We start from the raw sequence: 16384 nt of genomic DNA, 5'->3' as shown, positions 1-16384 counted from the left end.
CATCGACTGTGGAAAACTATCGGCCATGAGCAACGGCACCTTGATCCTGATGCGTCACGGCGAGAGCGAATGGAATGCGTCCAACCAGTTCACCGGCTGGGTCGATGTGGCGCTCACCGAGAAGGGCAAGGCCGAGGCCGAGCGCGGCGGCGAGCTCCTCGTCGAGCACGACCTGCTGCCCGACGTCGTCTACACATCGCTGTTGCGCCGGGCCATCACGACGGCGCACATCGCGCTCGACCGCGCGGACCGCCTGTGGATTCCGGTGATCCGTGACTGGCGGCTCAACGAGCGGCATTACGGCGCACTGCAGGGCCTCAACAAGGCGGAGACCAAGGAGAAGTTCGGCGACGAGCAGTTCATGCTGTGGCGTCGTAGCTACGACACCCCGCCGCCGGCGATCGAGCCCGACGCGGAGTACAGCCAGGTCGGCGATGCGCGTTACGCCGACCTCGCCGAGGTCCCCCTCACCGAGTGCCTCAAGGACGTGGTCGACCGCTTCATCCCGTACTACCTCGAGACCATCGTGGCCGACGTGAAGGCGGGCAAGAACGTCCTGCTGGCCGCCCACGGCAACTCGCTGCGCGCGCTGGTCAAGCATCTCGACGGGATCTCCGACGACGACATCGCCGGGCTGAACATCCCCACCGGCAACCCGTTGCGCTACGACCTCGACGACGACCTGAAGCCGCTGAACCCGGGTGGTACCTACCTCGACCCCGAGGCCGCCGCCGCCGGCGCCGCCGCGGTCGCCGCGCAGGGGCAGAAGTAGGCGTCGGAGTCCGTTCGGACATCCAGACGTGACACGTTTCGCCATGGCGTCGATGGTGTGGCGCGCGCTACATTAGACGGCATGGCGGACGTGGGAAACCTGCGAATTGAGCATTCACCTGCGCGGGAGCGGTACGAGGCGATCCTCGTCGCCGAATCCTCGGGCGAGGATGAGGTCGTCGGATACGTCGACTATGTCTCCGAGCCGTACCAGGTGGTCGTCACGCACACCGTGATCCGGGAACAGTTCAGTGGTCACGGCTATGCGGGACAACTGGTCCGGGCCGTCCTCGAGGACATCCGTGGCAGCGGCAAGCAGGTGGTGCCGGTCTGCTCCTATGTGCAACGTTTCATCGAGCGCCATCCGGAGTTCGCCGACATGGCGGTACCGGTTCCCCAATGACCGTCCCGGTCGGGCTGATTCCCACGCTCGCGGGGTCTCCGGCCAACTCCGCGTGAACAACTGCCGAACACCTTCGTCAGATGTGCGTTCGGAGTTGGTCGAGCCGTAAGCTGCCCCTGTGACCGCCGCAATCTCCGCCGCGACGATCGCGTTCGTACTCGCGCTCTGCCTCGGTGTCCTGATCGGACGACGCACCCGGGACCCCAAACGGTCTCGCGGATTCGCGTTCATCGATCGCCTCTCACGTGGTTCCGCGTCCGCAGACGCCACCGCGACCGTCCTCCACGACACCCTCGGCCCCCGTGCTGTGCCGACCTGGGCGGAGGTTCGCGACTCCGATGTCCAGGCGACCACCGATGACGGTCGGATGACCAAGGCCGGACTGCTGAGCATGGTGGTGCGCAACACCGAGACCGCCATCGCCGTCGTCGACGAGTTCCGCGACGTCGTGCTGTACAACCAGCGGGCCGTCGAACTCGGACTCGTGCGCGAGATGCTGCTGGCCGACCCCGTGTGGGATGCGGTGAAGGAAGTCCTCGACACCGGGGTCGCCCGCCGCTTCGAGTTCAGTCCGCCGATGTCGAGTCTCGGCTTCGTCTCGACGGGCCGGACCCCACGGCCCAGCGTCGAACACGTGCGCTGCCACGCCAAGATCGTCGCGCAGGGCGACGAACGCTACGTCGTCGCATACGGGCTCGACGACACCGAACACAAACGCGTGGAGGCCACCCGGCGGGACTTCGTCGCCAACGTCTCACACGAACTCAAGACACCGGTGGGGGCCATCGGCCTGCTCGCCGAGGCGCTGCTGGAGTCGGCCGACGACACCGACTCGGTACAGCACTTCAGCCGTCGCGTGGTCGGCGAGACCAAGCGCATGGGCAACATGGTGAGCGAACTGCTGGCGCTGTCCCGGCTGCAGGACGGCGTCACGCCGGAGTTCACCTGCATCGATGTCGATTCGCTCATCGACGACGCGCTGGCGTCGGCGACCCTCGCCGCCGAGGCGGCGGCGATCGAGTTGCGCGCGGACGACCCGATCGGGGTGATCATCCGCGGTGACCGGCCGCTGCTGCTCACCGCGTTGAACAACCTCATCTCCAACGCCGTCTCGTACTCACCGTCGGACACCGTGGTCTCCATCAGTCGCCGGGTCATCAAGATCGACGGCCGGCCGATGGTGGCCATCGCGGTCACCGACCGCGGGATCGGGATCGAGCCGGACGATCAGCAGCGCGTCTTCGAACGGTTCTTCCGGGTCGACAAGGCCCGCTCGCGGATGACCGGCGGCACCGGCCTCGGTTTGGCCATCGTCAAGCACGTGGCCGCCAACCACGGCGGCACCATCAACCTGTGGAGCAAGCCCGGTACGGGCTCGACGTTCACTCTCTGCATTCCGGAGGACCTCTCGGACACCGGCTGGCCGGTGGCGGCCGAGCAGGCCCTGTCCGATCCCGATTCCCCGCCCCGCGCACTGCCCTCCACGGAGGGTGACGACCCATCTGCCCGACCCACCGAAGGACACACGAGTTGACCCACGTTCTGATCGTCGAGGACGAGGAATCGCTGGCGGACCCGCTGGCATTCCTGTTGCGCAAGGAGGGCTTCGAGGCCAGCGTCATCACCGATGGCGCACAAGCCCTGTCGACCTTCGATCGGGTGAGTCCCGACATCGTGCTCCTCGATCTCATGCTGCCCGGGATGTCCGGTACCGAGATCTGCAAGGCCCTGCGCACCCGGTCGAATGTCCCGGTGATCATGGTGACCGCGCGGGACAGCGAGATCGACAAGGTCGTCGGCCTCGAACTCGGCGCGGATGACTATGTGACAAAGCCGTATTCGGCCCGCGAGCTGATCGCCCGGATCCGCGCGGTGCTGCGTCGCGGCGGGGACGTCCCCGACGATGGTCTGGATATCGGGGTCCTGGAGGCCGGCCCGGTTCGGATGGACGTCGAACGGCATACCGTGGCGGTCAACGGGACCCCGATCACGTTGCCACTCAAGGAGTTCGATCTCCTCGAGTACCTGCTGCGCAACGCCGGCCGGGTCCTGACCCGGGGCCAGCTCATCGACCGGGTGTGGGGCGTCGACTACGTCGGCGACACCAAGACGCTCGACGTGCACGTCAAGCGGCTGCGCTCCAAGATCGAGCCGGATCCGGCGAATCCCAAGCACCTCATCACCGTTCGCGGTCTCGGGTACAAACTCGAGGCCTGAGCGGCGGGCCGGACGACCCCCGCTCGACTACTCCGGGGGTTGCAGCTCGTATTTGACGTCGGTCTCGCGACGTCGTGTCGCGGCCTGCGTCGCCGGGTGAACAGCGATGAGGCCCAGTCCGTTTCGGCGCCGGCAGGCAGCCGCGAGGGCGGCGTAGGCGGCTTCGCCGAGCAGGGCGGTGAGCTCGGGTGCATACGATTCCCAGACCTGCTTGGCGCCGACGTGGGCGTCGGGGGAGCCCGAGCAGTACCACTTCAGATCGTGGCCGCCCTCGCCCCACCCGCGCCGGTCGAATTCGGTGATCGTCGTCTGGAGCACCTGTGTGCCGTCCGGCCGTTCCACCCAGTCCTGCTCGCGCCGTACCGGGAGCTGCCAGCACACGTCGGGCTTGACCGTCAGGGGTTCGAGTCCCTTGCGCAGTGCCATCGAGTGCAGCGCGCAGCCGACGCCGCCGGCGAACCCGGGGCGGTTGAGGAAGATGCACGCCCCCTTGTGAAGTCGGGTCTTGAGGGCGGGTTCGTCGTCGAGGTCGCTCTCCTCGAGGTAGCCCTTGGGGCCGACCGGATCCTTGCCCGAGCCCTTCTTGTGGAACTGCCAGTCCGCAGGCGTCAGCATCGCCACCCCGCGGGCGAGGGTCTCGCGATCGTCGTCGTCGGACAGGTACGCGCCGTGACTGCAGCAACCGTCGGTCTCCCGGCCGGGCAGGATGCCCTGACACGCCGGCGTGCCGAACACGCACGTCCAGTGCGAGAGCAGCCAGGTGAGGTCGGCCCTGATGACGTGCTCCGGATCGGCGGGATCGGCGAATTCGTACCATTCGCGCGGAAAGTCGAGTTCGACCTCCGGCGCGGGATCGATGCGGGGCGCGGACGGCGAGATGGCGGTCACCTCTCATACGGTAGCCGGGATCGGGCGGGGGAGGCCGCTGCACTACCGTTGACCCGTGCGCTTAGGAGTCCTAGACGTGGGCAGCAACACAGTCCACCTCCTGGTGGTCGATGCCCACCGTGGCGGCCATCCCACCCCGATGAGTTCGACCAAGGCGGTTCTGCGTCTGGCCGAACAGATAGACGTCGACGGCCGGATGAGTGACCGGGCCGTCGCCAAGCTCATCGACTCGATCGACGAGTTCACCCATATCGCGCGGACGTCCGGCTGCGAGCAGATGATGGCGTTCGCGACGTCGGCGGTGCGAGACGCGACGAACTCCGACGATCTGCTCGACGAGATCGAGCAGCGGACCGGGGTACGGGTGCTGGTGCTGTCGGGTCGCGACGAGGCCCGCCTCACCTCGCTGGCGGTGCGCCGTTGGCGAGGGTGGAGCGCCGGGCGCATCCTCGCGCTCGACATCGGCGGTGGCTCGCTGGAGATGTCCAACGGTGTCGACGAGGAACCCGACGTGGCGTTGTCGTTGCCGCTGGGTGCCGGACGCCTCACCCGCGAGTGGTTGCCCGACGATCCGCCGGACCGTCGCCGGGTCGGTGTACTGCGCGACTGGCTCGACGCCGAACTGCGTGCGCCGGCGGCACAGCTGCTGGCACCCGGTGCGCCCGATCTGTGCGTCGGGACGTCGAAGACCTTCCGGAGTCTCGCCCGCCTGACCGGGGCGGCGCCGTCGAGTGCCGGACCACGGGTGCGCCGCGAGCTGACGACGAGCGGGCTGCGTCAACTCATCTCGTTCATCTCCCGCATGACCAAGGCCGATCGTGCGGAACTCGAGGGTGTCAGTTCCGACCGCGCCGGGCAGCTCGTCGCCGGTGCGCTGGTCGCCGAGGCGGCGATGCGCGCGTTGCAAGTCGATACACTGGAAATCTGTCCGTGGGCACTTCGCGAGGGTGTGATCCTGCGCAGGCTCGACGCCGAGCAGGCCGACTCGCTGGAGCCGACACCGGCGCGCGGCGTACACGAGGGCGTCGGCTGAGCCAGAGCCCCGGAGCAATGACGTTCGAGAACGAGGACGGAGAGCCACTTCATGCCGAAGGATTCGGAGCCCGAATCTCGACCCATCTCGGTGTCGGAACTTCTCGCCCGCTCGCAGGGGGCGGAGAAGGACTCGCCGGCACCCTCGCGCGAGGGACGGGGACGCAGGCGCGCCGGACGTGACGGCTCGTTCTCGGTGTCCGCCCTGACCGGTGAGATCCCCAGGGTCACCGACGCCGACCCGGCACCCGAAACCCCGGCCCGGCCCGAGCCGGCCGCCCAACCCGGATCGACCGCCACGCCGGACTCAGCTGCCGAGCCGAAGACCCCGGCCCGGCCCGAGACCCCGACCAGGCCCGAGCCGGCTGCCCGGCCCGAACCGGCCGCACCGGCCGCGCGCGCCGAACGTCCGGCGCGGGTCACCCCGCCCGAGCGGGACACGACCCCCCGGGCCCGGCCGGACGCGACCGCAGCACCGTTCCCGCGTTCCGGGAACCCGATCGCACGTCGCCCGGCCGACGATCAGCCGGTCGTCGACCGCCCGCGTGCCGATCAGCAGCAGGGGCGGCCCGGCGGACGCACCGCCAGCGGGATGCCCGGTTACGGCCAGGGTTCCGTCCCGCCGATGTCGACCCGCGACTTCAGTTCGGAGGCGGTGGCACGCCGTCTCGGCCAGACCCCGCCGCGCGACTCCGCTCCCGTCGACCAGGAGTCGGCGAACGCCGTCACCGGGATCATCCCGGTGGTCGGTGAGAACGGTCAGGATCTGTCCGTCGTGGACTCCGACGATGTGGTCACCTACGACCTCAGCGAGGTCGACGCGGGCCCCGGCGGCCCCCGCGAGCGGGGTGACGGCGGGTTCTCCGAGGTCATGGACTTCGACGCCTACCGCAACTTCGCCGACGTGGAGGGGGACGGCGACAGGACCGGCGGTCGAGACCGTGCCGACGCGGGGGCGCGGAAGAGCGCAGCGGCGAAGAAGTCCAAGACGTCCGGTGTCGGCGGACTGGCACGGAAGCTCTTCGGCACCAAGAAGCGCGACCAGACCCAGAACGAGCGGACTGTCGACGAGCGCCGATCCGAAGAGGACGACCAGCACGACCGTGCCGGTGACGACTCGACGTCCGACTGGGCGGCGACCGCGGCAGCCGCCGCAACCGCGGGCGGGACGACGGCGGCGATCGCCGCGGCGCGGCCCGACGCGCACCCGGCCGACGACGACCTCGCCCACAGCGACCCGACCGATGTCCACGCCGGTGACACCCGAGCGACGGACCGCGCCACCGACGACCACCCGACCGAGGCCATCGCGCCGGTCGCGTCCGAGCAGGAGGTTGCCGGCCGGGTCGACCTCGTGAAGGACGACACTCCCGAGGGGCCCGTCGAGTCGGGGGAGCCGGATGAGTTCGACGCCCTGCACGACACGACGGACATCGACGAGACGCCCGGTGCCGAATCCGGGCACCCGACCCCCGCGGACGATCCGGCCGGGCACGACGCCGGCACGGTCCCGGTTGAGCGTGCCGAGGCCGACGACGCCCCCGACGGGGCAGTAGACGATGCCGAGCAGTCGCCGGTGAAAGCGTGGCTGCTGTTGTTCGGGCAGGCCGTGGCCGGTCTGGCCGTCGGCGTCGGTCTGTTCTGGGGCTTCACCGAACTGTGGCGCTGGAATCCGTACTTCGCGCTGGTGCTCGCCGTGCTGGTGATCTTCGGCATCGTGACGCTCTCGCACGTGGTCCGGCGCACCAAGGACCTGCCGACGACGCTGCTCGCGCTCGGTGTGGGTCTGCTGGTCACCATCGGGCCGCTGGTGTTGTTGGCCGCGTGAGCCGGCCCGAGCCGATGAACCCGCGTCCGGCGGCCGAGATCCCGATCGGGCTCTCGACGGCGTCGGTGTATCCCCAGAACACCGAGGCGGCCTTCGCCTATGCCGCCGAACTGGGGTTCGACGGTGTGGAACTGATGGTGTGGGGTGACTCGCTGAGCCAGGACATCCGGCGCGTCGAATACCTGTCGGACCACTATCAGGTGCCGGTGCTGTCCATCCACGCGCCTTGTCTGCTCATCACCCAGCGGGTCTGGGGGCGCGACCCGGTCGTGAAGCTGGCGCGCGCGGTGGAGGCGGCCGAGGACCTCGGCGCGTCCACCGTCGTCGTGCATCCGCCGTTCCGGTGGCAGCGTGGCTACGTCGCGGCCTTCGACGATCTCGTCGACGAGCTCGAGGCGGACAGCGGCATCGCCGTCGCGGTGGAGAACATGTTCCCGATGCGCGCCGACCGATTGTTCGGCGCGGGTGAACCCTCGGTCCGCCGCCTGGCCAAGCGGGGCGGCGGTCCCGGCCTGGCGGCGTCGGCGTTCGGCAAGTCCATCGACCCGACCGACGACGGTTACGCGCACTACACCCTCGACCTCTCGCACACCGCCACCGCAGGCGTCGACGCCCTCGCCCTTCTCGACCGGATGGGTTCGCGGCTCAACCACCTGCACCTGGCCGACGGCCACGGGGCGGCCACCGACGAGCACCTCATCCCGGGTGACGGCGGCCAGCCCTGCGCGGAGGTGTGCCGGCGCATCGCCGCGAGCGACTTCGCCGGGGCCGTTGTGCTCGAGGTCACCACCGGCAGTGCGCGCACGAAACCCGAACGCAGCGCGCTACTGGCCCGTTCGCTAGATTTTGCGCGGCGGCATCTCAAACGGGAGCTGCACCCCGAGCCGCTCGGCCAGTTCAGCCGCTGACTTCTCGGGGGACGAGTCTCCTCGACGAAGGCGGGACGATGACCAGCAAGATCACCGAGGTGCAGGAGCTGACCGAGGTGGGCCGGGGCGGTCCGGACTCGATCACCCTGCGGGCGCACATCGACGCGACGTTCACCATCGGTCCCAAGGTGCACGGCGGCACGCTGCAGATGGTGGTCGCCAAGGCGGCGCGTACGGCGCTCACCGCACTGACGCCGGACGGTGACCGGCTCGCGGAGTCGGCCGCCGCGATGATCCCGGTGGCGATCTCGAGCGACTACCTCACCGCCCCCGATGCCGCGGACATCGATCTGGAGATCTCCGTGCGCAAACGCGGACGCACCGTCACCGTGCTCACCGTCGACGCGGTCCAGCTCGGCCGTACCGTCGTGTCGTCGTCGGTCACCATGGCCCGGCCCGACAGCGGCCGGCCGCACCACTCCGCCCCCACGGTCCTCGACGCGCTGCCCGCGGAGCCGTCGCCGACGGGTATCCCGCTCGACGGTTCGCCCATCGCCGAGGTCAATCACCTGGGGGCCGCCATCGATCTGGTCCTCGACTCGGAGACGTTCCCCGTTGTCCGCGGCGAGACGGGCGAGCCGCTCGTCCGGGGGTGGATCCGGCCGAAGGGTGTCGAACCCGACGAATACTTCACGGTCCTGGTGGGCGACATCTCGCCGCCCGTCGTGATGAACCTGGCCCTGTTCGGGTGGGCACCCACCGTCCAGTTGACCACCTATGTCCGGCGGCATCCCGCGCCCGGCTGGCTGCGATTCGCCGCCACGAGTTCCGAGGTCGGCCCCGGGATGTTCGAGGAGGACCATCTCGTGGTGGACTCGACCGGGACGGTCGTCGCACAGTCCCGCCAGCTCGCCCTCATCCCCTCAGGAAGGTAGACATCCGTGTCCGAACGCATCGCCATCATCGGCGGAGGCAAGATCGGCGAGGCACTGCTCGCCGGTTTGATCGGTGCAGGCACCCCGACCAAGGACCTCGTCGTCGCCGAGCGACTGGAGAGCCGCGCCACCGAGATCGCCGATGAGTACGGCGTGCTGGTCACCGACGTCAAGAGCGCCGCGGAATCGGCGCAGTACGTCTTCTTGGCGATCAAACCGGACGACGTCGACTCGATCCTGCGCATCCTGGCCTCGGCGGAGGACAACGCGGATTCCGAGCGGGTGACCGTGACGCTCGTCGCCGGTCTGCCGCTGTCGCGATACGAGAGTGCGCTGCAGGCCGGGTCGCCGGTCATCCGGGTCATGCCCAACACCCCGATGCTCGTGAACGAGGCGATGTCGGCGGTCTCGGCCGGACGCTACGTCGGTGACGAGCAGCTGCAGGCCGTGGTCAAGATCCTGCAGACGGTCGGCCGCGTCACGGTCGTGCCGGAGAAGCAGATGGACGCGGTCACCGCGGTGTCCGGTTCGGGACCGGCCTATGTCTTCCTGCTCGCCGAGGCGATGATCGACGCCGGCGTGGGCCTCGGCCTGACCCGCGCCCAGGCCTCCGAGATGGCGGTCCAGACCATCCGCGGCGCGGGCATCCTGCTGAGCGACTCCGGTCTGTCCGCGGTCGATCTGCGCGCGGCCGTGACGTCGCCCGGCGGCACCACCGCCGAGGCCATCCGTGAATTCGAGGCCAACGGCCTACGGCACGCCGTCTACCAGGCGACTCGCGCCTGCGCGGCCGCCAGCGCGCGGGGTGGACGTCGAGTGGAAGTCGAGGGTTTGGCGCAGGGACACGCCGTCACCGACACCCCATGAATTGTGGTCCAAGGGCCGACAAACCCCAGCATGTTGGGGTCGAGTCACAGGAATCTCAGAAATACCGGTCTCTCACGTCGCTTTTTTCACATCTGCCACGCTAAGCTTCTTTAAGCACGTGCGTGTCTGATGTCCGCAGGAGGGGAAGCCTGCGGCCGCGACGCGTGCACCGGAGGTATGAGTGATTCATGGCACCTGCAGACACTCCTGGTGACAGGACAGGCGCAGTGAGCAATGCGGCTTCGGCGTCGCAGTTCCTCACTGTCGCCGAGGTTGCATCGTTGATGCGCGTTTCGAAGATGACCGTCTACCGTCTCGTCCACAACGGCGAACTGCCCGCGGTTCGGGTCGGACGCTCGTTCCGTGTGCACGCGAAAGCGGTCCACGACTATCTGGAGACGTCCTACTTCGACGCCGGCTGATCCGGCGCGTTGGACGCCTGAACAGCAGTTTTCTCGACAGACCTCCGTGGCCGGCCCTGTGCCGGCCACGGGGGTCTTCTGCTTCGACGGTGCCGGCGGCGGCGGGTGTGGGTCGCGTCGAAGGCCCGGTTCGGTGCTGTTCGGCGACCGCGATTTCCTGATCCGGCGTGCCGCCCGGTAGGCTCGGTGGTCGCGTACCTGGATGCGCCGGTGAGCCCTACGTGACACACCGCCGCTCGTCGCTTCGCTCCCGGCGCCGTTCCCGGCTGAAGTGCAGACCAGGGCCGAACAAGTACATCAGTGTCAATCGTGAGGAAGCGCCCCGATGGGTTCAGTGATCAAGAAGCGCCGCAAGCGCATGTCGAAGAAGAAGCACCGCAAGCTGCTGCGTAGGACCCGGGTGCAGCGTCGCAAACTCGGCAAATAGGCCTTTCTTCGGCATGGGGACCCGCTTCGGCGGGTCCTTTTGTCGTTCCGGGCGGCCTCGTCGGGCCGAATCGCCGGACTGCCGATAGCCTCGGGGTATGGCCGAACCCACCTCCGCCCCGCCCCGGGTGGTCCTGGTCACCGGGGCGTCGACGTTTCTCGGTGGCTACCTCGTGGCGCGCCTCGCCGCCAACCCCGACATCGAGAAGGTGCTCGCCGTCGATTCGCGGGTGCCGCGCAAGGATCTCCTGCGCCGGATGGGGCGGGCGGAGTTCCTGCGGGTCGACATCCGGCGACCCACCATCGCGAAGGCACTCGCCGCCTACGACGTGGACACCGTCGTGCATGCGGCGACCTCGATCGCCGACACCGCCCCGCACTCGGCGGCGATCAAGGAGTTCAACCTCGTCGGGGCGATGCAGGTGTGCGCCGCTTGCCAGCGCACGCCGTCGGTCAAGAGACTCGTGTTGCGCTCGACCGCGATGGTCTATGGGGCGAGCAGTCGTGACCCGTCGCACTTCGCCGAGGAGACCCGGGCGCCCCGCGAGCCGAAGCGTGGATACGGTCGAGATCTACTCGACGTCGAGGGTTATGTACGCGGACTCGGCCGTCGGCGGCAGGACATCGACATCACCATCGTCCGCCCCCAGGCGATGTTGGGTCCGCGGATCACCACACGGATGAGTTCGTACCTCTCGCTGCCGGTCGTGCCGACGGTGATCGGTTTCCAGCCGCGTCTGCAGTTCCTGCACGAGGAGGATGCGCTGGCCGCGATGGAGCACGTGACCCTCGCGGGCAAGGTCGGCACGTTCAACATCTCCGGTGAGGGCGTGGTGACCCTCACCCAGGCGATCCGTCGTGTGGGACACGTCGAACTGCCTGTTCCGAGCAGTCTCCTGGCCCCGATCGCGGGTGTGTTCCAGGACCTGCGGTCGGCGAAGTTGAGGTCGTCGCAGACGGAATTCCTCACCTACGGCCGGGTGCTCGACACGACTCGGATGCGTACCGAACTCGGCTTCGTGCCGCGGTACACGACGCTCGAGACGCTGGACGATTTCATCCAGCGCAGCGGAGTGACGCCGGTGATCGGGTCCGATTCGTGGAGATCGCTCGAACAGCGGGTCGTCTCGGCTGCCCATCAGCTGCAGTGAAATTTCGGGTCATGATGGTGACGAAGTCGACGTGGGCATGCGCAACGTGAGTGCAACCTCTAGACTTGGACGTCAGACCCACATCGCGCCTACGCCGCGAATCGTTCTCCGCGACGGCTCGAGCGCGGAACATCAACGCAGATCCGGGCCCGGCCCGGTCCGGATCGCGTACCCAGGAAACAAGTAGGGGTGAGCACTTTGGCAGGTGGCGGAGCGACAGATGCACGTACCGCGAAAGTCATTCAGCTCTACACGTCGCCCTCGGGTCCTGATGCGCGTGGCGTCCGGGAGTCCGGCCGCCGCCGCCATCCGAGCCAGCAGGTCGGGCATGACCGATCGAAAACCGCAGCAGCGCAACGTGCTTCGACGCTCGGTCATCCCAACACCGACGGCTTCGGTCGGGCGCCGGCGCGGGTGACCCCGATCAGCGACGAGATCACACTGCCCGACGAGGCGCTGGGTGTCGAGCACCGCGGCCCGTCGAAATCGAGTCCGCTGTTCAGCCTCGGCGGACTCCGCGGTGCGGTCGCCGACACCCTCACCTCGACCGCAGGGTTCATCCGGGAACGGATGGCGGGGGAGTACGAGGTCGACGAGTTCGGTTTCGACCCCCACTTCACCGATTCGGTGTGGTTCCCGGCCGTCCGCCAGGTCTATGAGAAGTGGTTCCGGGTCGAGGTCACCGGCATCGAGAACCTGCCGCGCGAGGGCGGGGCGCTCCTGGTCGCCAACCACGCGGGCACCATCCCGATCGACGCGGTCATCACCTCGCTGGCCGTGCGCGACAATCACCCCGAAGGCCGCTTCCTGCGCGTGCTGGCCGCCGACATGGCCTTCGACACCCCGGGGATCAGCGAGGTGGCCCGGCGGATCGGGGCGACGCTGGCATGCAACTCCGACGCCGACCGGCTCCTGCGCGCCGGCGAGCTGACCGCGGTCTGGCCCGAGGGGTACAAGGGCATCGGCAAGCTGTACAAGGACCGCTACAAGCTCCAGCGCTTCGGTCGCGGCGGATTCGTGACCACGGCGCTGCGCAATGCCGCGCCGATCATCCCGGTGTCGATCGTCGGTTCCGAGGAGATCTACCCGATGCTCGCCGACCTCAAGCCGCTCGCCAAGATCCTCGGCCTGCCGTACTTCCCGGTGACCCCGCTGTTCCCGTGGCTCGGTCCGCTGGGCATGGTGCCGTTGCCGTCGAAGTGGCACATCCATTTCGGGCGCCCCATCGAGACCGGGTCCTACGACGAGGCGTCGGCCGACGACCCGATGGTGGTCTTCGACCTCACCGACCACGTGCGCGAAGAGATCCAGCAGACCCTCTTCCGGATGCTCAGCCGACGCGGGAGCGTCTACTTCGGCTGACGGTGCCCGCACCGCTCCGTCAGCTGATAACCATGAAGCATGCGTGCAGTCGTGTGCCGGAACGGCGAACTGACGGTCGAGGAGATCCCCACCCCTGAGCCCGGTGCGGGGCAGGTGTTGCTACGGGTGCTGCGGGCCGGGATCTGCGGGTCGGATCTGCACGCCCGCGTCCACTGCGATGCCACGGCCGAGGTGTCCGCGGCGGTGGGTTACGACGCCTTCATGCGGTCCGGACAGTCGGTGGTCATGGGACACGAGTTCGCCGGCGAGGTGGTCTCCTACGGGCCCGGGTGCCGTAAGCGGTGGGCGCCCGGCACGCCCGTGGTGTCGGTGCCGATGATCCGGCACGGTTCGGAAGCGCACCTGACCGGACTGTCGGAGTCCGCGGCCGGTGGCTACGCCCAGTTCGTGCTGGTGTCGGAGGACATGACCTTCGAGATCCCGGAGGGTCTGCCGGCCGAGCATGCCGCCCTGACCGAACCGATGGCCGTCGCCCACCACGCGGTCCGGCGCGGCGAGGTCGGGCGCCGCGATGTCGCGGTCGTGATCGGCTGCGGGCCGATCGGCCTCGCGGTCATCACCATGTTGAAGGCGGACGGGGTCCGGACCGTCATCGCGAGCGACCCGTCACCCGGGCGGCGGGTGCTCGCACATCGGGTGGGTGCCGACATCGTGGTCGACCCGGCCACGACCTCGCCCTTCGAGCGGTGCGCCGAGACAGGCAAGTACATCACCCGGGCCCAGGACCTGCTCGGCGCGGCGTTCGACGCGATGCGGACCCTTCGCCGGATCCCGCTCGTGCCGTGGTCGTCGCTGTTCCGGACGGCCGATCGCCTCGGTGCGACACCGAAGGGCCCGGTCGTCTTCGAATGCGTGGGTACGCCCGGGATGATCGAGCACGTGGTGACCGAGGCGCCGTTCCGGTCACGCATCGTCGTGGTCGGGGTGTGCATGGAACCCGACACCTTCCGTCCGGCCATGGCGCTGAACAAAGAACACGAGTTGCGGTTCGTGTTCGCCTACGACCCGGCCGAGTTCTACGACACCCTGCACATGATGGCTGACGGAGACGTCGACGTCGCACCGCTGATCACCGCGACGGTCGGTCTCGAGGGCGTCGGTGCGGCATTCGACGCCCTCGGCGGTGCCGAGCACCACGCCAAGGTGCTCATCGATCCGATGAGTGAGGTGGACTCGCTGTAGGACCGGGGCGACACGGTTCGGTGATCGAATCTGGTTGTCGCAGTGGATTTTTGACGGTGCGTCGACACTCGTCGACGGCGCGGCCCCCTCCGCTGGTTGAGCCGGCAACGAGCCGCTGGGCGAGTCGCCGTGTCGAAACCACCTGGCGACCCGAGGATCTCAGCTGTCACGAGCCGGTCGGCACCATACCGCAACGACCAGAGCCCGTTTCGGTCACGGCGATGTCATCTGCTGACACCGATCAGGGTTTGTCGGTGGTCGGGTTTAGATTGGTTGGCATCAGATCGCGCCCCGGCCGGGGTGGGTCGGGGGCGATGTATCGGGGGGGCATGGTGAGGGTGTGGACCGATCTGCCGGGCGAGTTCGTCGCCGGGGTCGATCCTGACCACGTCGGTGAGACCGACATGGTGATGTTGATGGCCGGCTTCGATGCCACACGACGCGGAGAGTCCTACCTGGCGTGGCATCGGTATCAGACGATCGCCGTGATGGCCGACCGTCTGGTCACGACCACCGCGGACGGGTTTGTGATGGACGGCCACGCCGACTGCGCCGCCCGCATCGCCCGCCAGGCCGCGGTGTCGCGCCGGCAAGCCGAGAACCTGATCGACGAGGCGATCGCGCTGCGTGACCGGCTCCCCGAGACCGCTGAGACATTGCGCGACGGGATTCTGGCGCAGTGGCAGATCCGGCTGATCATCTCCCGCACCTTGTTGATCCCCGCCGATGACCCGATCACCCCCGCCCTGGATGCCGAGATCGCCGCCACCCTCCGTCGTCGCAAGGGTGTGTGGGACCGGGCCCGGCTACGGGACATGGTCGACCGGCTGGTGTTCCGCCACGACCCCGATGCGGTACGCCAACGCCGCAAAGACGCGATGGACCAGCGTGGCGTGTGGACCCACGAACTACCCGACGGCACCGCCGAACTGACCGCGGTGATGTCGGCGGAGAACGTGCGGATCTCCGCGAAAGCCATCGGCATCCTGGCCGATGCTGTCTGCACGCGGGACGGCCGCACCAAGGGGATACGTCGGTCTGATGCGATGTTCGCGCTGTTGACCCGCACTACGTTCGAGTGTCAGTGCGACGGCGAACAGGAATGCACCGCTGTCATTCCGGATCCGCAGGATGTGCTCGTCGCGGTCCGCGCCGAGATAGTGATCCATGTGGTCACCGACGCCGCGACCCTCGCCGGGGCGCCTGGGGTCGGGTTCCTCGACGGCCACGGCATCATCTGCGATGAGCATGTGCGTGACCTCGCCGCTCGCCCGGACGCCACTCTCACCCCGGTCACCCCGGCGCGTACCGCGCCCATCTACGTAGCCGAAACCGCCGACGATGCTCAACGGTGGACCGCCCAGCGCCCGGCACCAGCCCAGAAGGATTGTGCCGACGACGGAAACGAACCCGCCGCAACGCACTCTGACGAACAGGCCGGTGACACCACAGCGTCGGTAGCCGTGGTCTTTCCAGCAACCCATCCCGGTAACGGGTATCGGCCCACCACCGCGTGTGCCGATTTCGTGCGGGTCCGGGATGGCTATTGCACCGAACCGGGTTGTACCCGTTCGGCCTTCGACTGCGATCTGGACCATGTCGCCGAGTACGACCACGCTGATCCCGCCCGGGGTGGGGCGACGTCGAGTGAGAACATCAACGCCAAATGCCGGCCCGGTCACCTACTCAAAACATATGGGGACTGGGTCGATGAGCAGTACCGCGACGAAGACGGACGCCTGGTCACCGAATACACCACCCCCGAGGGCGTCATCCTGTACGGGGATGCCGAAACACTGGAAGACACTTTCCCCAACCTGCGGCGAATCCGGTTCGAGCAAGCCGCCCAAGCACCACCCTCACCCCGCGTGATCGCGCCCGCCGACAACCCAGAGCGCACCCACAACCGACTGGACGCCAAACTCGCCCGCCGGCGAAACGAACGCGCCCGCAACAGACGAGCCCGCGAAGAACTCGACCGCCTCGATCCACCACCCTTCTGACAGTGGG

16 protein-coding genes are annotated in these 16384 nt (G+C 68.4%); 15 read left to right on the top strand and 1 reads right to left on the bottom strand.

Going from position 1 to position 16384, the window contains the following annotated elements; genetic code table 11:
- The first annotated feature begins 25 nt into the window (after positions 1 to 25).
- The 4 genes from ABIC25_RS06905 (at position 26) to ABIC25_RS06890 (ending at position 3391) form a co-directional block, all read left to right on the top strand.
- Positions 26 to 772 (top strand): phosphoglyceromutase, encoded by a 747-nt coding sequence (locus ABIC25_RS06905; protein WP_004019975.1) that lies wholly within the window; start codon positions 26 to 28, stop codon positions 770 to 772.
- An 81-nt stretch (positions 773 to 853) separates the two neighbouring features.
- Positions 854 to 1174, top strand: a complete 321-nt coding sequence (locus ABIC25_RS06900; RefSeq protein WP_004019974.1) for a GNAT family N-acetyltransferase — start codon at positions 854 to 856, stop codon at positions 1172 to 1174.
- Positions 1175 to 1292: 118 nt separating this feature from the next.
- On the top strand, positions 1293 to 2708 hold the full coding sequence (locus ABIC25_RS06895) for a sensor histidine kinase (protein WP_248644738.1): 1416 nt from the start codon (positions 1293 to 1295) through the stop codon (positions 2706 to 2708).
- Positions 2705 to 3391, top strand: coding sequence for a response regulator (locus ABIC25_RS06890; protein ID WP_354560586.1), 687 nt, complete (start codon positions 2705 to 2707; stop codon positions 3389 to 3391). The genes ABIC25_RS06895 and ABIC25_RS06890 overlap by 4 nt, the downstream gene beginning before the upstream one ends.
- Before the next feature lie 27 nt (positions 3392 to 3418).
- On the opposite strand, the gene ABIC25_RS06885 is transcribed toward ABIC25_RS06890, so the two are convergent.
- Entirely contained in the window at positions 3419 to 4279 is an 861-nt protein-coding gene (locus tag ABIC25_RS06885; protein ID WP_248644739.1) for a DUF3109 family protein, read from the bottom strand.
- Between the two features lie 55 nt (positions 4280 to 4334).
- Between ABIC25_RS06885 and ABIC25_RS06880 the strand changes: the two genes are divergently transcribed.
- The 11 genes from ABIC25_RS06880 (at position 4335) to ABIC25_RS06830 (ending at position 16377) form a co-directional block, all read left to right on the top strand.
- The gene (locus ABIC25_RS06880) at positions 4335 to 5312 is read left to right on the top strand and encodes a Ppx/GppA family phosphatase (protein WP_172622045.1); all 978 of its coding nucleotides are present in this window, start codon (positions 4335 to 4337) and stop codon (positions 5310 to 5312) included.
- A gap of 51 nt (positions 5313 to 5363) precedes the next feature.
- Positions 5364 to 7139, top strand: coding sequence for an Rv0497 family membrane protein (locus ABIC25_RS06875; protein WP_239399988.1), 1776 nt, complete (start codon positions 5364 to 5366; stop codon positions 7137 to 7139).
- A gap of 14 nt (positions 7140 to 7153) precedes the next feature.
- On the top strand, positions 7154 to 8047 hold the full coding sequence (locus ABIC25_RS06870) for a sugar phosphate isomerase/epimerase family protein (RefSeq protein ID WP_239400332.1): 894 nt from the start codon (positions 7154 to 7156) through the stop codon (positions 8045 to 8047).
- A gap of 38 nt (positions 8048 to 8085) precedes the next feature.
- A complete protein-coding gene (locus tag ABIC25_RS06865) occupies positions 8086 to 8943 on the top strand; it encodes a thioesterase family protein (protein WP_354560584.1) in 858 nt (285 codons plus the stop codon).
- Positions 8944 to 8949: 6 nt separating this feature from the next.
- Positions 8950 to 9810 (top strand): pyrroline-5-carboxylate reductase, encoded by an 861-nt coding sequence (proC, locus tag ABIC25_RS06860; protein WP_101820112.1) that lies wholly within the window; start codon positions 8950 to 8952, stop codon positions 9808 to 9810.
- Between the two features lie 188 nt (positions 9811 to 9998).
- The gene (locus ABIC25_RS06855) at positions 9999 to 10232 is read left to right on the top strand and encodes a helix-turn-helix domain-containing protein (protein ID WP_004019963.1); all 234 of its coding nucleotides are present in this window, start codon (positions 9999 to 10001) and stop codon (positions 10230 to 10232) included.
- Between the two features lie 325 nt (positions 10233 to 10557).
- On the top strand, positions 10558 to 10659 hold the full coding sequence (locus ABIC25_RS06850; RefSeq protein ID WP_003402602.1) for a 30S ribosomal protein bS22: 102 nt from the start codon (positions 10558 to 10560) through the stop codon (positions 10657 to 10659).
- A 97-nt stretch (positions 10660 to 10756) separates the two neighbouring features.
- Positions 10757 to 11809: an NAD-dependent epimerase/dehydratase family protein gene (locus ABIC25_RS06845; RefSeq protein ID WP_004019962.1), complete on the top strand. Its 1053-nt coding sequence runs from the start codon at positions 10757 to 10759 to the stop codon at positions 11807 to 11809.
- A 189-nt stretch (positions 11810 to 11998) separates the two neighbouring features.
- Complete coding sequence (locus tag ABIC25_RS06840) at positions 11999 to 13171, top strand: lysophospholipid acyltransferase family protein (protein ID WP_180819348.1); 1173 nt, start codon at positions 11999 to 12001, stop codon at positions 13169 to 13171.
- Positions 13172 to 13210: 39 nt separating this feature from the next.
- A complete protein-coding gene (locus tag ABIC25_RS06835) occupies positions 13211 to 14374 on the top strand; it encodes a zinc-binding dehydrogenase (RefSeq protein ID WP_354560582.1) in 1164 nt (387 codons plus the stop codon).
- 329 nt (positions 14375 to 14703) lie between these two features.
- Complete coding sequence (locus ABIC25_RS06830; RefSeq protein ID WP_354560580.1) at positions 14704 to 16377, top strand: HNH endonuclease signature motif containing protein; 1674 nt, start codon at positions 14704 to 14706, stop codon at positions 16375 to 16377.
- The last annotated feature ends 7 nt before the right edge of the window (positions 16378 to 16384 follow it).

The sequence above is a fragment of the Gordonia sp. PvP123 genome, from assembly GCF_040547295.1.
Lineage (GTDB): Bacteria > Actinomycetota > Actinomycetes > Mycobacteriales > Mycobacteriaceae > Gordonia > Gordonia terrae.
The sequence above is the reverse complement of the archived record's forward strand: the minus strand, read 5'-3'. Positions and strand labels throughout refer to the sequence as shown.